The sequence below is a fragment of the Bartonella sp. AP9QHHD genome (assembly GCF_042195625.1).
Taxonomy (GTDB): Bacteria; Pseudomonadota; Alphaproteobacteria; order Rhizobiales; family Rhizobiaceae; genus Bartonella.
This window is the reverse complement of sequence record NZ_JBHIOP010000046.1, coordinates 20,273-46,253: the sequence shown is the minus strand read 5'-3', so window position 1 is coordinate 46,253 and position 25,981 is coordinate 20,273. Positions and strand designations below refer to the sequence as shown.

15 protein-coding genes and 1 pseudogene are annotated in these 25,981 nt (G+C 37.3%); 8 read left to right on the top strand and 8 right to left on the bottom strand.

Going from position 1 to position 25,981, the window contains the following annotated elements; genetic code table 11:
- Position 1: 1 nt before the first annotated feature.
- The 3 genes from ACFIK4_RS03280 (at position 2) to glmS (ending at position 4,151) form a co-directional block, all read left to right on the top strand.
- The gene (locus tag ACFIK4_RS03280; protein ID WP_375675001.1) at positions 2-790 is read left to right on the top strand and encodes a cytochrome c biogenesis CcdA family protein; all 789 of its coding nucleotides are present in this window, start codon (positions 2-4) and stop codon (positions 788-790) included.
- Between the two features lie 14 nt (positions 791-804).
- On the top strand, positions 805-2,154 hold the full coding sequence (glmU, locus tag ACFIK4_RS03275) for a bifunctional UDP-N-acetylglucosamine diphosphorylase/glucosamine-1-phosphate N-acetyltransferase GlmU (protein WP_375638217.1): 1,350 nt from the start codon (positions 805-807) through the stop codon (positions 2,152-2,154).
- A gap of 173 nt (positions 2,155-2,327) precedes the next feature.
- Positions 2,328-4,151: a glutamine--fructose-6-phosphate transaminase (isomerizing) gene (gene glmS / locus ACFIK4_RS03270; RefSeq protein ID WP_375674964.1), complete on the top strand. Its 1,824-nt coding sequence runs from the start codon at positions 2,328-2,330 to the stop codon at positions 4,149-4,151.
- A gap of 356 nt (positions 4,152-4,507) precedes the next feature.
- On the opposite strand, the gene recG is transcribed toward glmS, so the two are convergent.
- On the bottom strand, positions 4,508-6,616 hold the full coding sequence (recG, locus tag ACFIK4_RS03265) for an ATP-dependent DNA helicase RecG (protein WP_375674962.1): 2,109 nt from the start codon (positions 6,614-6,616) through the stop codon (positions 4,508-4,510).
- A gap of 402 nt (positions 6,617-7,018) precedes the next feature.
- Here recG and dnaE point away from each other — a divergent pair, with 402 nt between their 5' ends.
- The gene (gene dnaE / locus ACFIK4_RS03260) at positions 7,019-10,486 is read left to right on the top strand and encodes a DNA polymerase III subunit alpha (protein ID WP_375611586.1); all 3,468 of its coding nucleotides are present in this window, start codon (positions 7,019-7,021) and stop codon (positions 10,484-10,486) included.
- Between the two features lie 191 nt (positions 10,487-10,677).
- On the opposite strand, the gene ACFIK4_RS03255 is transcribed toward dnaE, so the two are convergent.
- Together ACFIK4_RS03255 and ACFIK4_RS03250 are read right to left on the bottom strand one after the other, a co-directional pair.
- Positions 10,678-11,925: an FAD-binding protein gene (locus ACFIK4_RS03255; protein WP_375636833.1), complete on the bottom strand. Its 1,248-nt coding sequence runs from the start codon at positions 11,923-11,925 to the stop codon at positions 10,678-10,680.
- 52 nt (positions 11,926-11,977) lie between these two features.
- Positions 11,978-12,226 (bottom strand): zinc-finger domain-containing protein, encoded by a 249-nt coding sequence (locus tag ACFIK4_RS03250; protein ID WP_375611536.1) that lies wholly within the window; start codon positions 12,224-12,226, stop codon positions 11,978-11,980.
- A 325-nt stretch (positions 12,227-12,551) separates the two neighbouring features.
- Between ACFIK4_RS03250 and ACFIK4_RS03245 the strand changes: the two genes are divergently transcribed.
- Positions 12,552-14,732, top strand: coding sequence for an RNA degradosome polyphosphate kinase (locus ACFIK4_RS03245; protein ID WP_375638214.1), 2,181 nt, complete (start codon positions 12,552-12,554; stop codon positions 14,730-14,732).
- Positions 14,733-14,738: 6 nt separating this feature from the next.
- The gene (ppx, locus tag ACFIK4_RS03240; RefSeq protein WP_375638213.1) at positions 14,739-16,256 is read left to right on the top strand and encodes an exopolyphosphatase; all 1,518 of its coding nucleotides are present in this window, start codon (positions 14,739-14,741) and stop codon (positions 16,254-16,256) included.
- Positions 16,257-16,529: 273 nt separating this feature from the next.
- Here ppx and ACFIK4_RS03235 read toward each other — a convergent pair.
- Positions 16,530-16,715, bottom strand: a pseudogene (locus tag ACFIK4_RS03235) (helix-turn-helix transcriptional regulator).
- A gap of 643 nt (positions 16,716-17,358) precedes the next feature.
- Entirely contained in the window at positions 17,359-18,513 is a 1,155-nt protein-coding gene (gene rnd / locus ACFIK4_RS03230; protein WP_375611539.1) for a ribonuclease D, read from the bottom strand.
- Positions 18,514-18,645: 132 nt separating this feature from the next.
- Here rnd and aspS point away from each other — a divergent pair, with 132 nt between their 5' ends.
- Positions 18,646-20,439: an aspartate--tRNA ligase gene (aspS, locus tag ACFIK4_RS03225; protein WP_375611540.1), complete on the top strand. Its 1,794-nt coding sequence runs from the start codon at positions 18,646-18,648 to the stop codon at positions 20,437-20,439.
- A gap of 778 nt (positions 20,440-21,217) precedes the next feature.
- A complete protein-coding gene (gene parC / locus ACFIK4_RS03220; protein ID WP_375627792.1) occupies positions 21,218-23,467 on the top strand; it encodes a DNA topoisomerase IV subunit A in 2,250 nt (749 codons plus the stop codon).
- Between the two features lie 467 nt (positions 23,468-23,934).
- Here parC and ACFIK4_RS03215 read toward each other — a convergent pair whose 3' ends face one another.
- The 3 genes from ACFIK4_RS03215 to ACFIK4_RS03205 all read right to left on the bottom strand — a co-directional run bounded on the left by ACFIK4_RS03215 (position 23,935) and on the right by ACFIK4_RS03205 (position 25,927).
- Positions 23,935-25,191, bottom strand: a complete 1,257-nt coding sequence (locus ACFIK4_RS03215) for a multidrug effflux MFS transporter (RefSeq protein ID WP_375611542.1) — start codon at positions 25,189-25,191, stop codon at positions 23,935-23,937.
- A gap of 71 nt (positions 25,192-25,262) precedes the next feature.
- Positions 25,263-25,595, bottom strand: coding sequence for a Grx4 family monothiol glutaredoxin (grxD, locus tag ACFIK4_RS03210; protein WP_375606638.1), 333 nt, complete (start codon positions 25,593-25,595; stop codon positions 25,263-25,265).
- 98 nt (positions 25,596-25,693) lie between these two features.
- On the bottom strand, positions 25,694-25,927 hold the full coding sequence (locus ACFIK4_RS03205; protein WP_375611543.1) for a BolA/IbaG family iron-sulfur metabolism protein: 234 nt from the start codon (positions 25,925-25,927) through the stop codon (positions 25,694-25,696).
- Positions 25,928-25,981: the final 54 nt, after the last annotated feature.

The window sequence follows — 25,981 nt, the reverse complement described above, 5'->3', positions numbered from 1 at the left end:
AATTTTGATTGAAATTTCAACAGTTGGTGTGTTTTTTGCTGGGGCACTCTCTTTTTTGTCACCATGCGTTTTGCCGTTAGTTCCTCCTTATTTGTGCTATATGGCAGGGGTTGGTATTGATGATTTTCGTTCAGAAAAGCCTGATGAGAAAGTCTTTATCCGGTGGGCTTTATTATCTTCTGTTATTGCTTTTGTTCTTGGGTTTACGACTGTTTTTGTTGCTTTAGGTGCCAGTGCTAGTACAATTGGGAAATTCATCGGTTATTATCGTGATTGGTTTGCTCTTGCTGCTGGAATTGTCATTATTATTTTTGGTTTAAATTTTTTGGGGATTTTCAAGATCGCTTTTTTATTTCGTGAGGCGCGTTTTCAGACCAAAAAAACACCTGCTGGTCCTTTAGGCGCGTATATTATCGGTTTAGCTTTTGCCTTTGGTTGGACACCGTGTATTGGCCCTATTTTAGGTCCTATTATAACGCTTGCTGGAACAAAAGAAACTGTGGGAGAGGGAGCTGTTCTCTTAGCGGTTTATGCATTAGGTCTTGCTATTCCTTTTATGTTAGCAGCTTTATTTTCGAGCAGTTTTATGCGATTTTTAGGAGCTTTTCGTATTCATTTAGGAAAAGTTGAAAAAATCATTGGTGTTTTTCTTATTCTTACAGGGATTTTGTTTTTAACAGGTTCTATGCAGGATCTTTCATTTTGGCTTTTAGAACATTATCCTTCGTTGAGTTATATTGAAGATATTCGTTGGCACAATATTATGATTTTTTTTGGATTTTCTCGTTAGTCTTATGTGTTTTTATGGTTAGAAGTTGTCTTTCTATTGTTCTTGCCGCAGGTGAGGGGACGCGCATGAAATCGTCTCTGCCTAAGGTACTTCATAAAATTGCTGGATTGCCTCTTATATGCCATGTTCTAAAAAAAATAGAATTGGCAGGCTCTTCACAATTAGCGGTTGTTGTGGGATATGGTGCTAAGGAGGTTACGCACGTTGTTCAGTCATTTGTAAAAGATGTAATGATTTTTGAACAAAAAGAGCGTTTAGGAACTGCCCATGCTGTTTTGTCTGCTCGTTTAGCTTTGCAAAAGGAGGTGGATGATGTGCTCATTGTTTTTGGGGATACTCCTCTCATTCAGCAAGATTCATTGCACCAAATGCGTGCACAGCTTGCTGATGGAGCAGATGTTGTTTTTGCAGGTTTTCATACCAAACATCCAACAGGTTATGGGCGTCTTCTCGAGAAAAATGGTCAATTGATTGCAATTGTAGAAGAAAAAGACGCTAGCGATGAAGAAAAAAAGATTTCTTTTTGTAATGGTGGAATACTCGCTATGCGTGGAAAACATGCACTTTCTCTTTTAGAGAAAGTTGGTAATAATAATGTGAAAAAAGAATATTACTTAACAGATATTGCTTCTCTTGCAACACGCGAAGGATTAGATGTGCGTGTTGTTGAAGTTCCTTTTGAAGATATTGTAGGAATTAACAACGGTCTTGAGCTTTCTGAGGCTGATTCTTTGTGGCAAAAACGTAAAGCGCGCGATTTAATGTTATCGGGTGTTACACTCTTAAAGCCAGAAACACTCTATTTTTCTTATGATACAGAAATTGCACCAGGGGTGGTGATAGAACCAAATGTTTATTTTGGGTTAAACGTAAAAGTACAATCTGGTGCGGTTATTCATGCATTTAGTTATCTCGAAGGTGCTGTGGTTGGTAGAGATGCACAGATTGGTCCCTATGCACGTTTGCGTCCTGGAACAGAGTTGGCTAAGTCCGTAAAGATTGGAAATTTTTGTGAAGTCAAACAAGCTAAGGTAGGAGAATCTTCTAAAATCAATCATTTAAGTTATATTGGTGATGCCGAAATTGGTGCACATACCAATATTGGAGCCGGTACGATTACTTGCAATTATGATGGATTTAACAAATATAAAACCATGATTGGTGATCATGCTTTTGTTGGGTCTAATACGGCACTTGTTTCCCCATTGGTAATAGGGGATGGCTCTTATGTTGCTTCAGGAAGTGTTATTACTGAAAATATTCCTATGAACAGTATGGCTTTTGGGCGTGCACGACAGGTTATAAAAGAGGGCTATGCGACAAAATTTCGAGAGCGTTTGTTAGAAAAAAAACAGAAAAAATGATTATTTTCAGCTTATTCTTTTGTTTCGTGTTAATCTAACGATGGATGGAAGATTTATTCTTAAAGATTGCCGTATTCCATGTTTGAATTATTTTTATTATTTATAGTTTTAAATAAAGGCTGTTGGATTGTTTTGTAAAATTTGAATCTTAAGATGTGGGTTGGAGCTTTTTAATGTGTGGAATTATTGGAGTTCTTGGAAAGAGGTGTGTTACGTCCTCTTTGGTTGAGGGGTTAAAACGTCTTGAATATAGAGGGTATGATTCATCTGGGGTGGCAACGGTCCATAATGGGCATCTTTATCGTGTACGTGCTGAGGGGAAGCTTGTTCATTTAGAAGAAAAATTAAAAAAAACACCTCTGGAGGGAAGTTTAGGGATTGGTCATACCCGTTGGGCTACGCATGGAATTGCTGTTGAACGCAATGCGCATCCCCATGTGACTGAAAAGCTTGCGATTGTTCATAATGGTATTATTGAAAATTTTGTAGAACTGCAAAAGGAACTCATAGAGGATGGTTGTATCTTTGAAACAGAGACGGATACGGAAGTTATTGCACATTTAATAACGCGTGCATTAAAAGATGGTCTTTCTCCGCAAGAAGCCATACGTACCAGTTGGAAAAGGCTGCAGGGGGCTTTTGCTATTGCTCTTATTTTCGAAGGTGAAGATAACCTTATGATTGCGGCTTGTTCTGGTCCACCTCTGGCAATTGGTTATGGAAAAGATGAATTTTTTGTGGGGTCAGATGCCATAGCTTTGGCACCATTCGTTGATTATATTAGCTATATGGAAGATGGGGATTGGGCTGTTCTCACACGGGAAGGTGTTACAATTTATGATGCTAATAATCAACCGGTAAAACGTCCTGTGACGACATTACTTGAAGGGGCTTTATTGATTTCTAAGGGTAATCATCGTCATTTTATGCACAAGGAAATGTTTGAACAACCTGAAGTGATTTCTCATAATTTGGCGCATTATCTTGATCTTGGAAATTATGCGGTTCGACCGCTTGAGAATTTGATTGATTGGAAAAATATTCATCGGCTTCTTTTTGCGAGTTGTGGAACGGCATATTATTCAACCTTAGTTGCGCGCTATTGGTTTGAGAAATTTGCCGCTTTAAGTGTTGATAATGATGTTGCTTCCGAGTTTCGTTATCGTGAACCTCCTATAACGTCTGATGTGTTATCGCTGTTTGTTTCTCAATCTGGTGAGACAGCTGATACATTGGCTTCTTTGCGTTATTGTCGTGAGCGGTGTGTAAAAACAGCAACAATTGTGAATGTAGAGCAATCAACAATGGCAAGGGAGGCTGATTTTATTCTCCCAACACTTGCCGGACCGGAAATAGGTGTTGCTTCAACAAAAGCTTTTACCTGTCAATTGGCAACGCTTGCTTCACTCGCTCTTAGTGCGGCTAAACAACGTGGCTATCTCTCGGCTCAAATAGAAAAGCAACTGGTTCGACAGTTGGCAGAAGTTCCACGTATTTTAAATGAGGTCTTAAAATTAGAGAGAAAAATTGAATGTATTTGTCGTGATTTGGTGAATGCAAAAAGTGTTCTTTATCTGGGACGTGGAACTTCTTATCCGATTGCTTTGGAGGGAGCTCTTAAACTGAAAGAGCTTTCTTATATTCATGCTGAAGGTTATGCGGCAGGTGAATTAAAGCATGGACCAATTGCTCTGGTGGATGAGACAATACCCGTTATTGTTGTTGCACCTTATGATCGGTGGTTTGAAAAAACTTTTTCTAATATGCAAGAAGTGGTAGCGCGTAATGGTCGTATTATTTTAATAACCGATAAAAAGGGAGCAGAAGTAGCTTGTCTTAAGACTTTATCAACGATCACTTTGCCAGATGTTCCAGAATTTATTTCTCCTATTATTTATGCACTCCCTGTTCAGTTAATCGCTTATCATACGGCTGTTTTATTAGGAACAGATGTTGATCAACCCCGTAATTTAGCAAAATCAGTCACGGTTGAATAAAAGTATATTTCTGAATCTTTTGGAGAATAATCAAGTGTAAGAAATTGATTTATAATGAAACTTATTTTTTCATTTTTCTCTGTTGAACGAGAATACTGAAGAAAGGTTTTTTATTCCTAAATCCTTTACGATAAAACGAAAAATATTTTCTTACCTATCAAAAAATAGATCAGTTATGTGAATATAATGGTAAAAAAAGACGCAATATTGCTTCTACTGTTTTAATGCAGTTGATTTGTTATTCGTTCATGAAGCATAAAGATGGTAAGAGACTGCGTAGATCATTTATGGGTAATTCTAAGAGAAAATCATATTTGAACAGAGAGGTATTTAAGTTTTTTATTAGAGGGTTTTTGTTATCCTGCTCGTAAGAGGCGTGCAGCATCGTTGTGTCCGAAAAGATAAAGGAGCAACCGTAAAGCTTGTCCTTGCTCAGAAGAAAGATGAGGATCGCGTTGTAAAAATAAACGAGCATCTTTTCTTGCCATTGACAAAAGATCGCTATGAACTGCAAGGTTTGCTATATGAAATTCAGGGACTCCGGATTGTTTTGTACCTAAAAGTTCTCCTTCGCCTCGTAGGCGCCAATCTTCTTCAGCAATTTCAAAACCATCTTCTGTATTGCGGATAATATTAAGGCGTGTTGCTGCTGTTTTAGTCAGTGGATCTTTATAGAGCAAAATGCAGGAAGATTTTTTATCGCCTCGTCCTACACGTCCACGTAATTGGTGCAATTGTGAAAGGCCAAAATGTTCCGCGTGTTCGATGATAATGATCGAAGCATCTGGAATATCTACTCCCACTTCAATGACGGTGGTTGCAACTAAAATACGTGTATTTCCACATTTAAAAGATGCCATAGCGGCTTCTTTTTCTGCTGTAGACATTTTTCCATGGATCATACCAACGTGTGCTCCAAAGCGCTCATGGAGAAATGCAAAGCGGTTTTCAATTGAAGTGAGATCAAGAGCTGTCGATTCCTCTACTAAAGGACAAATCCAATAGAGCTTTTCTCCTTTTTCTAATGCAATTGCGATTCTCGCTATAAGCTCATGAAGACGTTTCAAAGAAAGCGTTGCTGTTGTAATGGGTTGTCGTCCCATTGGTTTTTCGGTAATTTTAGAGACATCCATATCACCAAAAGCTGTTAAGACAAGTGTGCGCGGAATGGGCGTGGCGGTCATAACCAGCATATCAGCTTTATTGCCTTTTTCTGTAAGAGCGATACGTTGATGGACACCAAAACGGTGTTGTTCATCGATAATGGTTAAAGCGAGATTATTATAAGTAACGCTGTTTTGTATGAGAGCATGAGTTCCGATAACAATAGAAACTTGACCTGACAGAATATCATTCACGATATTTGTCCGCAATTTTCCTTTTTCTCGTCCTGTTAAAAGCGTTGTTTGTAATCCGACCTTTTCGGCAAGAGGAGCGATGGTGGCAAAATGTTGCCTAGCAAGCACTTCAGTTGGTGCCATTAAAGCTGATTGTCCTGAATTTTCAGCAATTTGTGCCATTGCCATCAATGCAACAACAGTTTTTCCTGCGCCTACATCACCTTGAAGTAGTCTTAGCATCGGTTCTGGTGAAGCAAGATCATTTGCGATATCTTCTACTGCTTTTTTTTGTCCGGTTGTGAGTTGAAAGGGGAGGATATTGAGTAATTTTTTAGTATAAATTCCTGTTGATGGTCGAGAAGTGCCAACAAGAGATTTAGTTTTCAAACGCACGAGTCCTAGTGCCAATTGACAAGCGAGCAATTCATCATAGGCAAGACGTTTGCGTGCTGTACTTTCTAAGGATAGATCATTGGGGTTAATGGGTGCATGGATACGGCGTAAAGCAACGGAAAAAGAAGGAAAATTTTGCTGCTTTTTTACATTTTCATCTATCCATTCTGGTAGAAGAGGAATAAAATCAAGAGCGTTTTGTATGGCGCGTCTTAGTGTCTTTACAGTTAGTCCGGCAGTAGAGGGATAGACAGGTTCGATCAGAGGTATCTGATTTGATTGTTCGCTTGGGGCAATATAGTCTGGATGCGCCATTGAAAGCTGTCCATTAAACCATTCAACTTTTCCTGATATAATGACTTTTTTTCCTTCGGGGAGTTGTTTTTTTAGCCAAAGAGGTTGAGCATGAAAAAAGACTAAATTTATTTTTCCTGTGTGATCATGGGCAATAACACGATAGGGAATTCGGTTGTGACCACGGGGTGGTGGTTGATGTTGATCGATGATAATTTCGAGCGTAACAGTATCTCCTTCTTTTGCACAAGTAATGTTGGGACGCATTCTGCGGTCTATAACGGAATGGGGCATTAATTGAAGAAGGTCAATAAGGGTTGCTTCGCGTTGTGTGGGATTAACATCTAAGAGTTTGGTCAATAAACCATAGACTTTAGGTGTAATACCAGAAAGAGTTCGGATAGAATTAAAAAGTGGGGTAAGAAGACTTGGAGGCATGAGCAAATTTAACCTGCCCTTTTTGTTTTTTCTAGACCTTTAGAAGAGCTTTTTGGGGATAAAGTCATAAAGACAAGGTTGCTTTATTTACACATTGAACTTTAGGAAGAGAAATTAATATTTAAAGAAAAATACAATTAAATGGTCAAAAATTAAAGTACTTAGATGAGGTATATTGTTTTTCTTTTTATTTTAGGTGTTTATTTGCTGTGAATAGAAGCATTTTCTTGATAGAACTCTCTTATAAATATTAATAAAATTGGGATATTGCTCCTATGTAGGATGATGAATTTATAGCTTTAAAGTTTGATGATGAACAGAAGTTTTTTCTTTTATAAGGGGTGCTGTTTAGCATTTATTTTGTAGTGGGAAATTGTGAGAGTGGTAAAAAATAAAATGCAAATGCAAGAGAACAAAAATTCTCTTCCTCGCTTTATTCATTTGAGAGTGCATTCAGCTTATTCCTTGCTCGAAGGGGCTTTAAAAATCCCCCAAATTATTCAACAGACGATTTTAGATCATGCACCAGCGGTTGCTATTACCGATACCAATAATTTATTTGGTGCTTTGGAATTTTCACAGCATTGTCTTTCTCATGGGGTCCAACCTATTATTGGTTGTCAGCTTACTGTTGATTTTTGTGATGAAAATGATCATTCACGTTTGGCTAAATGGCGTAATCCTTCTGATTTTTGCTCTATTGTTCTTTTGGCTGCTAGCGAAACCGGTTATGCTCATTTGGTTCGTCTTGTGAGCCGTGCTTATCTTGATAAGTGTGATACTGATCCTCCTCATATTAAAGCTGATTGGTTGTCAGAACACAGTGAAGGCATAATCGCTTTAACGGGTGGAAAGGGAGGACCTATTAATCTTTCTTTGGCAGAAGAGAAAAAAGAACATGCTGTTGAGCGCTTAATTTATTTGAAAAAATCTTTTGCTGATCGTCTTTATGTGGAGTTACAACGGCATGGCTCTTATGACCGGAGAGTAGAAGCTGATCTTATTGAATTGGCTTATGCGCATGAAATTCCTCTTGTAGCAACGAATGAAGCTTTTTTTCTGCAAAGAGAAGGGTATGAAGCGCATGATGCGCTGATGGCTGTTTCAGAAGGACAAATTGTCTCTAATCCAGATCGCAAACGTGTGACACCAGATCATTATTTGAAGTCACAAGATGAAATGGTTACACTGTTTTCTGATCTTCCAGAAGCTTTGGAAAATAGTGTTGAAATTGCATTGCGTTGTCATATTGCCTCGCCTCTTCGAAAACCGATATTGCCTCGTTTTATAGAACAATCTGTTAATTCAGAAACTACTTTAGAAATAGAAGATAGTGAGTTATTAAATCAGGCTAAAGATGGTTTGAAGATTCGGCTTGAAACAATAGGGTTGGCTGAAGGGTATACGATTGCAGATTATGAACAGCGGCTTGATTATGAAATTTCAGTTATTACGCGTATGCAATTTTCTGGATATTTTCTTATCGTTTCAGATTTCATAAAATGGGCAAAGGTTCATGACATTCCCGTTGGACCAGGCCGGGGTTCTGGTGCTGGTTCACTTGTTGCTTATGCATTGACGATTACTGATGTGGATCCCTTGCGGTTTTCTCTTCTCTTTGAACGTTTTCTGAATCCAGATCGTGTTTCGATGCCAGATTTTGATATCGACTTTTGTCAAGAGCGGCGCGAAGAAGTTATTCAATATGTTCAAAAAAAATATGGACGTGATCAAGTTGCTCAAATTATTACTTTTGGTAAGTTACAGGCACGTGCAGTTTTGCGTGATGTGGGGCGTGTTTTAGAAGTTCCTTATCGTCAGGTGGATTATCTTACAAAATTAATTCCTGCCACCCCAGGAAGTCAGGTAGAATTAGCAGATGCTATTAAGGATGAACCTAAATTTGAAGAAGAAAAGAAAAAAGATCCCGTTGTTGGACGCGCATTAGATATAGCGCTTCAGTTGGAGGGACTTTATCGTCATGCTTCAACTCATGCTGCTGGGATTGTTATCGGAGATCGTCCACTTTGGGAGCTTGTCCCGATGTATCGTGATCCTCGTTCTGATATGCCTGTTACACAATTTAACATGAAATATGTTGAACAAGCGGGGCTGGTAAAATTTGATTTTCTTGGATTAAAAACGCTTACTGTTTTGAAAATGGCAGTCGATTTTGTTGCCAGAAAGGGGATTAAAATAGATTTATCAAATATTCCTCTGAATGATGAAGCAACCTACGCTATGATGGCACGTGGTGAAACGGTTGGCGTGTTTCAGGTGGAAAGTTCTGGTATGCGCAAGGCGTTGATTGGAATGAAGCCAGACCGTATTGAAGATATTATTGCGCTGGTTGCACTTTATCGTCCAGGTCCAATGGAGAATATTCCAACCTATAATGCACGCAAACATGGGGAAGAGGAAATTGCTTCTATTCATCCTAAGATAGATCATCTGATCAAAGAAACACAAGGTGTTATTGTCTATCAAGAACAGGTGATGCAGATTGCTCAGGTTCTTGCTGGCTATTCGCTTGGAGAAGCTGATTTACTACGTCGTGCTATGGGGAAAAAAATTCATGCTGAAATGCAAAAACAGCGTACGCGTTTTGTCAATGGAGCTGTTGCAGGTGGCGTGGATAAAGATCAAGCTGATATTATCTTTGATCTTTTAGCAAAATTTGCCGATTATGGTTTTAATAAATCGCACGCTGCTGCTTATGCAATTGTTTCTTACCAAACGGCTTATATGAAAGCAAACTATCCCGTTGAGTTTTTAGCTGCTTCAATGACATATGATATGACGAATACAGATAAGCTCAATGATTTTCGGCGTGAAGCATTAAGGTTGGGTATTGAAGTTATTGCACCTTCTATACAAACATCTCATCGTGTTTTTGAGGTTGGTGATAATTGTATTTATTATTCTCTTGCTGCCATTAAAGGTGTGGGAGAAACTGTTGTAGATCATATTGTTTCTTGTCGTGGGAGTAAGATTTTTAAGGATTTGGAAGATTTTTGTGCGCGTGTTGATCCTCGTATTGTTAATAAGCGTGCGATGGAAAGTTTAGTTTGTGCTGGTGCTTTTGATTGTTTTAACATTGCACGTGAGGTTTTATTAGCCAATCTTGGAACCCTTCATGCGCGTGCACTTCGTATTCTCGATGACAATTCTAGCGGGCAGGTTGATATATTTGGAATGGCAGGCGGATTAAAAGAACCATTGATTTTATCGCAAACAACCCCTTGGTTGCCGGCTGAGAAACTTTATCGAGAATTTCAAGCTATAGGTTTTTACTTTTCTGCGCATCCTTTGGAGGAGTATCAAGCTATTCTGAACAAAAAACGCATTCAGACTTGGGGTAATTTTGCCAATGCCGTTAAAGGGGGAGCAACGGCTGCACGGCTTGCTGGAACTGTTGTGGCAAAAAACGTGCGCAAAACAAAATCTGGTAAAAAAATGGGAATTATTCATTTTTCTGATACAAGTGGACAATATGAAGCAGTTCTCTTTTCTGAGGCACTCTCGGATTATGAAGAGATGCTAGAACCCGGAAAATCTTTTATTATTACGGTGAGCGCAGAAAATCGTTCTGAAGGAGTTAGTTTGCGAATTGAAACAATTCAGTCTTTGGAAAATGAATCATTACAACAGCATAAAATGATGCGTCTCTTTATAAAAACAGTTGATATGCTTCCACAAATTGAACAAAATTTAAATCTTGGGGGGAATGGAGAGGTTGGGCTTATTTTAATTCAAGAGGATGGATTGCGAGAAGTCGAAATTGCACTTCCTAAGCGATATAAGGTAAATTCACATGTCGCAAATGCTATGAAATTAATTCAGGGTGTTGTTGATGTAGAATTGAGTTAAAGAAAGATTAAAGATGGGAGCTGATTTTGAGTGGTGTTTTTGCTTTTAGGAGAGCTAAAAATGGAGCTTTTAAAATCGGATTGTAGGTTTCGAAAAATATTGCTTTTATTAGAGTAAATTATGATATTTTTTAGTGTCATAAAATTAAAAAAATCTCGTTCTTTCGTAATATTCAAAGTGCCGGAAGAATTTTATAAGTTTTTATCATTATTTTTTATAGAATTCATCGCATCATACATGTAAAGCCAATTGAGATCTGACATAATGCTCTCTGGTGTACGAATTTTCATCATGAGATTGCGTGCAATTGCTATGGGACCGGTTGCGTGATAGGCTAATCTATTGAAATCTCCGCGTTTTTTTACTGCTGCAATACGCGGGGTGCGTGTTGTTTCGTAAAGCGAAAGTGCTTTCGTTAATGAAAAATCTTTCAATGAAAGTGCTTTTGCTAATGTGGCGGCATCTTCGATTGCCATAGCGGCACCTTGTGCTGCAAAAGGTAAGGCAGCATGTGCGCAATCGCCAACAAATACTTGTCTCTCTAAACCGATAAAACGATTTTGTTTCATTTGAAAAAGTGGCCAATAACTCCATTCATCAATATGATCGAAGATTTGTAAGATTTTTGAATTCCAATCTTTAAAAAGAGATTTGAGTTTTTCTTTATCTCCTTTATGGGCCCATCCTTCTTTTGAACTTTCTCCATGCGTAATGGCGACAAAATTAAAAATTTTTTCTGACGATTGAATGGGGTAGACAACAAGATGATTTTTTGGTCCCATCCAAGCCGTAATTGTCTTCATATTTTGCAATGAAGAACGAAAGTTTTGAGGAAGATTATCAGATGTTGTTGTTGCACGCCAAGCAATAAAGCCACTAAAATTTGCTTTTTCATGAAAAGGAGATTGTTGCCGTAATGTTGACCAAACGCCATCACATCCGATCAAGAGGGGCGTTGAATAAAGCTGTTCTGTTGCCGTATCTGTTTTTATTGTCGTGATTTTAATGTTGGTTGCCGATTGGGTAGAAGATACAATCGTTTCGCCTGCTTTGTATTTGATCAAAGGATTTTCAATCACTGCATTATATAAAATTTTTTGTAAAGCCGCGCGGTGAATCGTCATATAAGGGGCTTTCCAATATTTTTCTGTTAGATTAATAAGATGAGCCCGTAGATGTATTTTTAAAGATAATCCATCTTTTAACTCAAGAAAATATGGGATTGTCGCGACTTCAGTGAGTTTGTTAAGAAGTTTCCAGCGAGCAAGAATAGATGTTGCATTTGGTGTCAGTTGAATACCAGCGCCTATCGTTTCAAGTTGCTTACACTTTTCGATAATGGTGCTTGCAATTCCTTTATGAGCGAGTGCTAAAGCAGTGCTTAAACCAGCAATTCCTCCTCCAACGATGATGGGTGATTGTTCCACAAATGATTTCATATTAAACAAGCAGAATTAAAAGAGGGGTTATTAAGAAAGCCAAAAAACGCAATTATAATAGCTTTTCTGGATGATATAAGCATCCTGTTGGGTTTGTTTGATCGTATGATAGCGAGGGAACATAACGATAAAGGGTTGAGCAGTAAGGGCAAATTTTCTCATCTGCTGCTCCCATATCGATAAAGATATGAGGATGATCGAATGGGTGTGTAGCGCCTACACACATAAATTCTTTCACACCAATTTCGATTGTTTTATATCCAAGGTCATTTTGGAAATGAGGAATATTGTGATCAGCCATGGCATACAAACTCCAGAATAAATTTTCTCATCAGCTATGATTGGGCTCTTCTATTTTATAGGCGTGAGTTTGTAATAAAGCGTATAATAATGCAAGATGCTTTTTAAGACAAATTTCTCTTCTTTTATGCTATATTAGAATAGTTGTCTTACTTTTAGTGCTTTGCGCATAGCAATAATTCCAAGTACTTTTAAATATTAAATGGAAAAATGATGAGGGAAGTTAGGCATTGATATATTATTATGATGATAACATATTATCAAATGTTATGTGAGATATTTCGTCAAGGATTTTAGAAAATATAAAAGAAAATTATTTAGGATATATGGAACAGAGGGTGGTAGATAAAATTTCTATATCGAATATAACAATGAAAAATCCGGTACGATTTATTAATCGAGAGTTTTCATGGCTACAATTTAATAATCGTGTTTTGATGGAAGCGGCTAATTCGAAACATCCTTTATTAGAACGTCTACAATTTCTTTCTATTTCAGCTGCAAATCTTGATGAGTTTTTTATGGTTCGTGTTGCAGGACTAGCAGCTCAAATTCGTGCTCGCGTTACAGCGTGCAGTGCAGATGGGCACACTCCACAGGAACAACTTGATATTGTATTAGCTGAGATTTCAAAGCTGCAGGCTCACCAACTACGAGAATTGAATGTTTTACGTGATGAATTAAAAAAGAATGATATTGAAATTATTTGTTCTGATGATCTTTCAGAAATTGAAAAATCATGGCTTGAAAAATATTTTCTTGAGACAATTTTTCCTGTTTTAAAACCTTTACCTGTTGATTCTACTCATCCTTTTCCATTTATTCCTAATTTAGGGCTTTCTATTGGGCTTCAATTGTCTGGAGAAACTGATCAGAATTCACACACAGTGTTGTTATCTATTTCAATGCTTTTAAGGCGTTTTATTCTTCTTCCTCAAGAAGGCAATCATTTTCGTTTTATTGCATCTGAAGATGTTATTTGCCTTTTTATTAAATATGTATTTCCTAACTATGAGGTTAAAGAAATTGGTATATTTAGAATAATCCGAGATAGTGATATTGAAGTAGAAGAAGAAGCTGAGGATCTTGTTCATTTTTTTGAAACTGCTCTTAAAAGGCGGCGCCGTGGGCAGGTTATTCGAGTTGAGTTTGACGCAAAAATGCCAGAGAGTTTACGCCAATTTATAGCGAATAGTCTCGCTGTTCCTGATAATTGTATTAATGTCCTTGACGGATTTTTAGCGCTTAATACGGTATCAGAAATTGTTTCTATTCCCCGCGATGATCTTAAATTTATTCCTTATATTTCTCGTGTTCCAGAATGTATTCGTAAACATAAAGGGGATTGTTTTGCGGCTATTCGTGAAAATGATATTGTGATTCATCACCCCTATGAGACATTTGATGTTGTTGTCCAATTTTTACGTCAAGCTGCTTGCGATCCTGATGTTGTAGAAATAAAACAAACACTTTATCGTACATCAAATGATAGTCCAATTGTTGGCGCTTTGATTAAAGCAGCTGAACAGGGAAAGTCTGTGACTGCTTTGGTAGAACTTAAAGCACGTTTTGATGAGGAAGCAAATATTCGTTGGGCCAGGGATCTTGAATGTGCTGGGGTTCAAGTTATTTTTGGTTTTATTGCATTAAAAACGCATGCTAAGATGTCATTAGTTGTGAGACGTGAGGGAAAACGTCTTCGCTCTTATGTTCATCTTGGAACAGGAAATTATCATCCCATTAATGCTAAAACTTATACCGATCTTTCTTTTTTTTCCACGGATGATGATATCGCTCATGATGTTGCGTTATTATTCAATTATATTGCGCAATATGAGCGTCCAAATGAAACAATGAAGATTGCTTTTTCACCCTTAACACTGCGTGGTCGTATCTTAGAGCATATTGAGGGAGAAATTGTTCATGCACAACAGGGAAGGTTTGCTGCTATTTGGATGAAAGTTAATGCATTGGTTGATCCTGAAATTATTGATGCTTTATATCGTGCCAGTCAAGCAGGGGTGCAAATTGATTTGGTTGTGCGGGGGATATGTTGTTTACGTCCTGGTATTCTAGGAATTTCGGATAATATTCGTGTAAAATCAATTGTCGGGCGTTTTCTTGAACATAGTCGCATTTTTTGTTTTGGGAATGGTCAAGATTTGCCTAATGAAAATGCACTCGTTTACTTAGGCTCTGCTGATATGATGCCTCGTAATTTGGACTATCGTATTGAAATATTGGTTCCGGTTTTTAATAAAATAGTGCGTCAAAAAATTCTTTTACAGATTATGTTAGCTAATATCATTGATAATCAACAAAGCTTTGATATACTTAAGGATGGAACATCAAAACGTATTACACCGCAGATAGGTGAAAGTCTATTTAATGCGCAGGAGTATTTTATGGCCAATACAAGTTTTGCGGGGGAAAATGAGTCTTTTGAGTCTTCTGTTTCGCGCTTGGTTGCGTTGCATCGGCAACAAGCCGAAATACATAAAGACTAAAATCCAATGACATATAGAGATGCTCAAGGTCGGTTAAAAGGGCGTAAGCCTGTTGCTGTTATTGACATTGGCTCAAATTCTGTTCGGTTGGTTATTTATGAGGGGCTTGTTCGATCACCAACAGTTTTATTTAATGAAAAGATTCTTTGTGGTCTCGGTCATGGTGTGGCGAAAACAGGATTTTTAGAAGAAAAATCGATGAAAATGGCGTTGCAAACACTGAAACGGTTTCGTACGCTTTGTCGACAGATTGGGGCAGATGAGGTCTATACTTTAGCAACAGCAGCAGCACGAGATGCACAGAATGGCGTAGCATTTATTCAGCATGCTGAAGATATTTTGCAAAATAAAATATATCTTCTTTCAGGAAGTGAAGAAGCTATGTATTCAGCATATGGAGTTGTGTCTACTTTTTATCAACCAAAAGGTATTTCTGGGGATCTTGGTGGTGGAAGTCTTGAGCTGATTGATATTGATCATTCTGATGTTGGTGAAGGGATAACGCTCCCATTGGGTGGTTTAAGGCTACAGTATATGTCAAATAATGATAGTGCTGTAGCTACAAAAATTGTACATGAGCAATTTTATAAATCGTCTGTTGTTCGTACTCGTAAAGGTATAGCACGTTATTTTTATGCAGTAGGGGGGACATGGCGTAATTTGGCAAAACTCCATATGGCAATGAAACACTATCGGCTCCCTGTTATGCATGGCTATGAAGTTGATGCCGTTGAAATGGAGAACTTTTTACGTCTTGTAGCACGTGGCAATATTGATAATATGAGAGGGATTGCAGCGGTTTCTCAGAATCGTCGAAAACTTTTATCTTATGGGGCAATAGTTCTTATTGAACTCATTCAGTGTATGGAGTTTGAAAAGATAATCTTTTCTGGTGCTGGCGTTCGTGAAGGTTTTCTTTATTCACGTTTGCCGCAGGCGATTCGGCTTTCAGATCCTCTCATTGCAGCATGCACAGAAATGGCTATTTTACGGGCACGTTCACCAAAACAAGCAGAAGAACTCATTGATTTTACGACGAATGCTTTTGAAGTTTTTGGAATTTCAGAAACCGAAAATGAATGCCGTTATCGTCAAGCCGCTTGTCTTCTTGCGGATATTGGTTGGCGTATACATCCAGATTATCGAGGCAATGAAGCAGCAAATCAAATAGCTTTAGGATCTTATCCAGGAATTTCTCATGAAGGGCGCCTTTATGCGGCACTTGCTGTTTTTTTTCGCAATACGAGTTTATTGGTTGATAAAGAATCTCTTCCCATTTTTCAATTAGCAACTCAAAATATAATTGAAAAAGCACGTATTCTTGGCGAAACTATGCGTATTGCTCATCTTTTTAGTGCTTCTGTTGCAGGAATTTTACCTCATTTATTGTGGCATAAAAAAGCAGATCATATTATCCTGCAGATCCCAAAGAATTACGCTGGGTTATTAGGAGAACGTCCTCTTGGACGATTACAGAAGTTATCAAAAATAATAAAACAACCTCTCGCTTTTGAAATTTTTTGATTTTTTTCCTAATTTATTCGTGTTTTATGTCTTAATAATAGGGCCATTGACGAGGGATAAACTAGGTAGCCTATCATCATGAGCTGGACAATAGGACTTGTTCCATAACGCCCATGCTAGACACCACGCAAAGCATTTGTAATGCCTGAGCATTCATAAAAGAAAACATAATTTTTTATTCTGTTACTTGCATCACAGGATGGATTTTTCACTTCATAAGCTTCATGTGAAAATGAAAAGTTTTGTCCATTTTTACGTGAAAAGGTTTTCTTTTTATGCTGCGTCGTTATAACGTTTCTGTTTAGCTTGCTCGATTATCTTGATAAGATTACGATTGTAACCAACGCGATAAAAAACAAGTTTTAAAGATTTTGGGAGAGATCCATTGGTTACATGACGCTGGAATGTTGAAATACTCATATGAAACAGTTTTGCACTTTCACGGTCTGTCAAAAGAATATCATTTCAGTCATTATAAAATCCTTTCACTATAAAAAATAGAAATAAATCACAACTATTTATTAACCATGATTTTCGAATCCTTTGAAAGGTGTTTAATTTATAAAAAACAGCGCTTTATCATATAATTTCTTATGTGAAACTTTATGAGTCTTATTGAGATGGAATGAGAGAATCTTACGATATTCGGAGGTCTAATTCAATATAAATAACGCTAGATTATCGTTAGAAATCAATATATTGCTTTTGTTAGGTATTTTAGTTGTTATGCTGGCTCGTTTTTGATTGTTAGATTGCAATCTTGGTAGTTTTTAATACGATATGGTGACGTGAGGCATTATATCTTTGTTTGTTCCTATTTCTAGGCTGCTATTTTTGTAATGAATGCGCTTTTATTATCAGAACTTTTTTTTTCAAAACTTTTAAATAAGGAACTGTCTGTTTTTTTAGATTATTTTTAATGGGATTTCTATTTAATTGACCTGATAAAGATTTAGCTATCATTTTAATAAGAGTTTACTATTTAATTTTTTAACTTTGTCAGAAGTAGGCTTTATTTATCCTGTTTGCGTTGGCCTATAGGGCATACCAATTGATGTAGATAATGAGTAGCGTAATGGATTTTTCAAAATGAAAATGTAAATTAAAGCTGTTTTGTGCTTATTTTTCCATCGTTAAAGTAAAACCCTATCTGGCCCTTTAGCAGTTGTTCGGCTTTTTTACCAAATATTTCATAGCGCCAGCCATTCATAGCGGGAATATTTTTCTTTATTCCTCCATTGGCAATTTTTTCTAAATCATTAGATGTTGCAATAATTTTAGGGGCAATGCTGTTTTCATTTGCAACAATTTTTAATAACACTTTGAGCAGATCGATAACAGCGGCTGTCGTATCATTGAGTGGATTATGTTTAGGAATGGGGGGTAAAGTAGAAAGATCCACCTCTAATCCTTCGTGGACAGCTTTGATTAATGATTGAGCAATTGAGAGTTTATCCCAGTTCTTATTAAGACTGCGCAACCGTTTTAATGCAGATTCATCTTTTGGTTGTTGGGTTGCTATTTCTATAAGACATTCATCTTTTATGATATGACGACGTGGCATATTGTATTTTCGTGCTTCACGTTCCCGCCAAGCTGCTATCTTTTGTAATACAGCAAGTTCACGTGGCTTTTTAATTTTTCCTTTCACTTTTTTCCATGCTTCATCTTCTGGCATATCATAGGTTTTAGGATTTAAAAGGATTGTTATTTCATCATCCATCCAGTGAGCTCGTTGATTTTTCTCTAACCTTTTTTTCAATAACAAGTAAACATCTCTTAAGTAAGTTACATCGGAAAGTGCATAGAGCAGTTGTTTTTCAGACAAAGGGCGGTAACTCCAGTCTGTAAAGCGGGAGGATTTATCAAGATGATGCCCTGTACAGCGTTGTACAATTTGATCATAGGAGATAGAATCACCAAATCCACAAATGGATCCTGCTATTTGCGTATCAAAGAGAGGGGAAGGAATAACACCTCCAAGGTGATAAATTGTTTCAATATCTTGGCGCGCAGCATGAAAAACTTTTACAACTTTTTTATCGACCATAAGGTCAAAAAATGGTTGTAAATCAATATCTGGTGCTATGGGATCAATCAAAACTGTAACATCTGGTGAGGCGAGCTGTATTAAACACAGTTGAGGCCAAAAAGTTGTTTCGCGGATAAACTCAGTATCGACTGTTACAAAATCAGAGGTACGTAGAGCGTTAAGTGCAATTTCAAGATCTGTTGTTTGTGTAATAAGATTCATCATTTTATTATAATTCGATAAATTAAATTTGTCCTTTGTTGACTTTATTTTTGAGTTTTTATTCTCATATCTTGACAAATGGTTATTAAAAAGCGTTTGTAGCGCATGTGAATATTATAATCAAAGGCAAAAAACATGCATCGTTATCGCAGTCATCATTGTGCGGCTCTCCGTAGATGTGATGTAGGAACACAAGTTCGTCTTTCGGGGTGGGTTCATCGTGTTCGTGATCATGGAGGGATTCTTTTTGTGGATTTACGTGATCATTTTGGAATCACACAAATTGTTGCTGACCCTGCTTCACCAGCTTTTAAAGTTATTGAAAAAGTGCGTTCTGAATGGGTTATTCGTGTGGATGGGGAGGTATGTGCTCGTTCTGATGAGGTTATTAATGCAACGCTTCCAACAGGTGAGATTGAAATTTTTGCACAAGAGGTAGAAATTCTTTCAAAATCTGATGAGCTTCCTTTACCGGTTTTTGGTGAGCCTGATTATCCAGAAGATATTCGATTAAAATATCGTTTTCTTGATTTGCGTCGGGAGACTATGCACAAAAATATCATGCGTCGGACTGAAATTATTGCGGCTATGAGACGAGCTATGCAAAATAATGGTTTTACGGAATTTACGACGCCACTTTTGACAGCTTCATCGCCGGAAGGCGCACGTGATTTTTTGGTTCCAAGTCGTGTTCATCAGGGAAAATTTTATGCGTTACCGCAAGCGCCACAGCAATATAAACAGTTGTTGATGATGTCAGGTTTTGATCGTTATTTTCAGATTGCTCCATGTTTTAGAGATGAAGATCCAAGGGCCGACCGTCTTCCTGGTGAATTTTATCAATTAGATGTTGAAATGAGTTTTGTTGAGCAAGAAGATGTTTTAGCAACTATGGAACCTATTATGCGTTCTATTTTTGAAGAATTTGCAGATGGAAAGACTGTGACACAAAGCTTTCCTCGCATTTCTTATGATGAAGCAATGCGAAAATATGGTTCTGATAAGCCTGATCTGCGTAATCCGATCATTATGGAAGATGTTTCTCAGCATTTTTATAATTCTGGTTTCAAAGTCTTTGCTCAAATTTTAGCGAATGATGAGAATGCACAAGTGTGGGCTATTCCAGCTAAAACGGGTGGAAGTCGTGCTTTTTGTGATCGTATGAATGTATGGGCACAAGGCGAGGGGCAACCAGGGCTCGGCTATATTTTCTGGCGTGAAGAAGAAGGAAAATTTGAAGGAGCAGGGCCTATCGCCAAAAATATTGGTGAACAGAGGACTGAAGCAATCCGTATACAGCTTGGTCTTGAAAGTGGGGATGCCTGTTTTTTTGTAGCTGGCGATCCAAAAAAGTTTTCATCTTTTGCCGGAGCAGCACGCACAAGGGTAGGGGAAGAATTAGATCTTCTTGATAGAGATAGTTTCTCTATGGCGTGGATTGTTGATTTTCCATTTTTTGAATGGAATGAAGATGAAAAAAAGATTGATTTTGGACATAATCCTTTTTCCATGCCTCAAGGGGGAGAAAATGCCCTTGCCTGCCAAGATCCTCTTACTATTAAAGCTTTTCAATATGATCTTGTTTGCAATGGTTATGAAATTGCATCAGGTGGAATTCGTAATCACTTACCAGAAATGATGCTTAAAGTTTTTGAACTTGTAGGACTTTCTAAGGAAGTTGTGAAAGATCGTTTCGGTGGTCTTTATCGTGCATTCCATTATGGGGCTCCGCCACATGGTGGCATGGCTGCGGGAATTGACCGCATTATTATGCTGTTACAAGGTGTTAAAAATTTGCGTGAAGTTGCTTTATTCCCTATGAACCAACAGGCGCTTGATCTTTTAATGAGCGCTCCGTCTGATGTTTCTCCTACACAATTACGTGATTTAGGAATCCGCATGGCTCCTACTCACAAAAATAGCTCATAAAGTTGATAATGGATTGGTTTCATCTTTTTCTACGTAGAGTGAAGTTTTGATGCCTTTCAAGAGTCAACGGTGTGTGCGTGTACTGTTTGTGAAATTTAGATAGGCAAAACGCTATTGTGTTGATTCTTTATGAGGCATTTTTATTCCTTGTTTCTATAGTGGCTTTTCCCCTTGTGATAGGTGAGGAAATAATTATAATTGCTTGATCATGAATAAATTAGAAATAAAAGAATTCTATAATATTCGGGAGCCTCATTTTAGTTGAAAAAAATTAATTATCTTTATATGTCAATATATTATTTATTTTTTATTGAAGTTTTTACAACGTTGTAGCAGAGAATTGTGTCTCTTCGTTTTTATGAGAATAATGTGGTTTTCCATTCTATGGACTTACTCTGAAAAGTTTAAATTTCATAAGCTTTGAACATTTTTTTGGTTTTTCGTAGAAAAACTGAATGGGGTTGTTATACAATTTATCTTTATAATAAAAGATGATGTTTGAAAGGTGCTTTTGTCATTTCAGAAAAGATGAAATAACTCTTTGTGGGCAGTTAAATTATCGTCGAATTTGACAAAGCTTTCAATAAATTACTTAAGACAAGGGGGGAAGGACATGTATAAATTTTTCAAATTGATATAATTTTCTGTTCATGTTCTAATTGCAGCGTTTGTTTTTATGTAATTGACTTTTAATAAAAAAGTCGACTCATAGAAGATTTCATTAAATAAATCCTATAAAATAATTTCTTATTATTGTGGGAATTGTTGTTTTAATACTATGTCTGATAAAATGAATTTACCTTTTGATAAAGAACATATTGAACCAATAGAATTACGTTCTGCTTTACAGGAACGTTATTTGGCTTATGCACTTTCTACGATTACACACCGTGCATTGCCTGATGTACGTGATGGATTGAAGCCGGTCCACCGGCGGATTGTTCATGCGATGCGTCTTCTCAAACTAAATCCTGGACAGTCTTATGCGAAATGTGCGCGGATTGTTGGTGATGTCATGGGAAAATTTCATCCTCATGGGGATGCGTCTATTTATGATGCCTTGGTGCGCTTGGCTCAAAGTTTTGCTGTTCGTTATCCGTTGGTTGATGGGCAAGGCAATTTTGGTAATATTGATGGTGATAATGCTGCTGCCATGCGTTATACGGAAGCACGTATGACTGAAGTGGCTGCATTGTTACTTGAAGGAATTAATGAGAATGCTATTGATTTTCGTTTAACCTATAATGAGGAAGATGAAGAGCCTGTTGTTTTACCAGGAGCTTTCCCTAATCTTTTAGCAAATGGTTCTTCTGGTATTGCTGTTGGTATGGCAACATCTATTCCCCCCCATAATGTTGCTGAGCTTTGTGATGCAGCACTCCATTTGATTGCGCATCCCGATGTAAATGATGAGGAATTAAATCAATTTGTTCTTGGTCCTGATTTTCCGACGGGGGGAATTTTAGTTGAACCTAAAAAAAGTATTGAGGAATCCTATCGTGTTGGGCGTGGATTCTTTCGCTTGCGTTCACGTTGGCATCAGGAATCTGGTAGCCGTGGTTCTTATGTGATTGTTGTAACTGAAATTCCCTATCAGATTCAAAAGTCACGTCTTATTGAAAAAACAGCAGAGTTATTGCTTGCACGCCGATTGCCAATGCTTGAGGATATCCAAGATGAATCAGCAGAAGATATCAGAATCGTGCTGGTTCCTAAAAATCGGTCGGTTGATCCGGAGCTCCTTATGGAGTCTCTTTTTAAATTGACTGACTTTGAAGTAAGATTTCCCCTTAATCTGAATGTTTTGTCTTTGGGAAAAATACCCAATGTCCTTTCTTTGCGAGAAAGTTTGCAGCAATGGCTTGAACATCGTCAAGAAGTGCTTATTCGTCGCTCTCATTATCGGCTTGATCAAATTGATAGCCGATTGGAAATTCTTCATGGATATCTTATTGCCTATTTAAATCTCGATGAGGTCATTCAGATTATTCGTGAAGAGGATGAACCGAAAAAGAAGCTGATTAATCGGTTTGAATTAACAGAAAATCAAGCTGAAGCTATTCTTAATATGCGCTTGCGTTCTTTGCGTAAGCTTGAGGAATTTGAAATTCGTAAAGAATTTGAAAGTTTGAAAGCTGAAAAAGAAAAGCTACAGAATTTGTTAGCTTCTCCTATAAAACAGTGGAAAATAATTTCAGAAGAAATCAAAAAAGTTCGAAACACTTTTGGGCCTGAAACACTCTTGGGGAAAAGACGTACTACGTTTGAAGAGGCACCAAGACATGATCTTGATGATATTCAACAAGCAATGATCGAAAAAGAACCGATTACTATTGTTATTTCTGAAAAGGGGTGGATGCGTGCTTTGAAGGGACACTTGAACGATTATAAAGCACTTTCTTTTAAAGAAGGAGACAGTTTAAAGTTAGCCTTTCCAGCATTTACGACCGACAAGATTGTGCTGATCAGTACGGGGGGGAAGTTTTTTGCTATTGGTGCAAATAATTTACCTGGAGGGCGGGGACATGGTGAACCTATTCGTCTCTTAGTTGATATGGATGATGAGCACGATGTTCTCACAGCTTTTGTGCATCACGCCGAGGAAAAATTTCTCTTGGTTTCATCTCACGGTAATGGTTTTATTGTTTCTTCTGCAGAAGTGATCGCCAATACACGAAAAGGAAAGCAAGTGATGAATGTGAAAGCTCCTGATAAGGTAAAGCTTTGTGTTCCGGTAAATGGTGATCATGTTGCTGTAGTCGGTGAAAACCGTAAAATGCTTATTTTTTCTATTGAACAAATACCAGAAATGAATCGCGGTAAAGGTGTTCGTTTACAGCGTTATAAAGAAGGTGGTGTTGTTGATGCCAAGACTTTTAATTTATCAGAAGGCTTAAGTTGGCAAGATACAGCTGAACGAATCTTTAACCGTCAAGCTGATGATCTCATTGAATGGATGGGAATGCGTGCGGGCGTCGGGCGTTTGGTTCCAAGAGGATTTCCAAAATCAGGAAAATTTATCAATTAAATGTATTTTATAAATGGGAAAATTCCCTATGGTTTTATGATTATGTAAGATATTAATTTATAAAGATAATTTATTATTTTTTTATATTGAACGAAAGACCTAAAGCGTAAGTTTTTCTCTTATTTCGATCTTGTTCAGGTTAAATCAATCAAAACTGTTTGTTTGCCTATCATGAGATGAGAGACCAGCCCGTCTTCATAAAAACTATTGAAGAAAAGAATAAAAATATTTTTTAATAAACCGTTTCACAGACAAGAGTTGTTGCAACAATAGTATGTTTGTTTTTTTACATTATACCATTTATGGGTGCTGTCGTGAAATGATTTGATATTTCGAGAGCTGTACCTTTAAACAAACAATGTGAATGTTTAACACAAGAATGTTCTATTTGGAGATGTTTTATTTTGTCTGATAGGTTTATTTTCTTATTGTTCAAGAGAGATGTTATTAATCTTTCGTAGTAATATTTATTCGTTAGGATTACTATGATATTGTCTAAAAAGATGACCACGTTCAGCCCATAAGACGAGAAGTATGGCAGTGAGACTCAGAAAGAAAAATCCTGCTGAGTTTGGGATGGTTGTTTCATCAAATTGTTGGGCAATAAAAAAGCTAAGTCCTGCACCGATAGATGTTTGAAGAAAGCCGGATACAGAAGAAGCTGTTCCAGCTATTTCTCCTACAGGTTCAAGAGCGAGTGTATTGAAATTGGCCATAATACCACCGCAGGTAAACATTAATATACAATATAACGTCATATAAAAAGGAAAAGGGATAACACCACCTGCTAAGATGGACCCAATAAACCAAATGCATGAAGTGGCACAAAAGAGCAAAAGCATAGTATGAGCAATACGCCGCATTCCAAGGCGTCCAACGAGTTGAGAGTTAAAGAATGATGATAGAGCTTGAAATGCAGCACCAACTGCAAAAGCAATAGGGAACCAAAGTCCTAGATTATAGATCCCTTCATATGTTTGTTGTGATGTATTAACGGCGGTAAAGATACAGCCTAAAATAATGGAAGTTGCAAGTGTATAGCAAAGTGTTGTACGATTGGTTATTACAATCCATAAGTTGTGTTTAACTGAAGAAAAGGAAAGAGAGCGTTGCGCATAAAGAGTTTCAGGCAAGCGCAGTTGAATCCAAATCATCAGTCCTAAACCAATCATTGCCATGAAAATAAAAATATATTGCCAATGTCCAAGCAGTAAAATGATCTGTCCTGTTGCGGGACCAACCATTGGTGCAACAAGAAAAACCATCATAACAATAGACATAACTTCTGCCATTTTTCGACCACTGTAAAGATCACGTACGACGGAAACTGTAAGAACTCGCATAGCAGCCCCTCCAATTCCTTGCAAGATACGTAAAATAAGTAAGAGAGAAAAATCAGTTACAAAGGCACAGCCAATCGCCGTAAATGAATAAAAAGCAAGCCCGAGAAGAATAAGTTTACGTCGTCCATACCTATCGCTTATTGGACCGAAAAATATTTGAGCAATACCATAGCTAATAAGATAACTCGAAATGATATAATGTTGATCATTTTCATTGAGAACATTTAAGCCGTCTAAAATATCGGGCATAGCTGGCAGCATAATATCAACAGCTATAGCGTTAATAGCCATGAGCGAAGCAATAAGAATAACAAATTCTTTATAGCCAATTTTGTTTCTAATCGCATCTCTATGCGTTTGTTCATCGACTGAATATGACATATGGCATCCTTGAAATAAAAATTTCGTCTGAAAACAGCTCTTTTTAAGAGTCTGAATAAAATGAAAGATACCTATGATTGATTACATGGAATATTTTTTTCTTTCAAAAGTTCCTGTAACTCATTGTTTTGAAACATCTCTTTAACAATATCACAGCCTCCGATAAATTCACCTTTGATATAAAGCTGTGGAATTGTTGGCCAATTTGAGTAATCTTTAATCCCTTGACGCAATTCGTTAGAAGTTAAGATATTAATCCCTTTATAATTCAATCCTAAATAATCAAGAATTTGAACAACTTGTCCTGAAAACCCGCATTGCGGAGCGTCAGGTGTTCCTTTCATGAATAAAATGACGTCGTTTGTTTTAATTTCGTTGTCAATAAAATCATGAACAGTGGTCATTTTTATCCCTCGATATTTCAGATTTTTATCAGTGTGTAATTTATATTCATACTGCTTTTAATCGTATTAAATGTGTGAATGCAAGAAGAAATTTTAGATTATTTTGGGACATTTGTTTGCAACATTAAGGCGTGAAGGTCATTTCCCATATTGCCTTTAAGGGCATCATAGACCATTTTATGTTGTTGAACACGGGTTTTACCACGAAAACTTTCAGAAATAACTTCTGCAGCATAATGTTCCCCATCTCCAGCAAGATCACGAATTCTTACAGTAGCATCAGGAATGCCTTCACGAATAAGCGTTTCAATTGCATGGGCACTCATTGCCATCATTATTCTCCTATGTTGTTCATTTTTTATAAAGGCTGTTTAAGAGAAAAAACA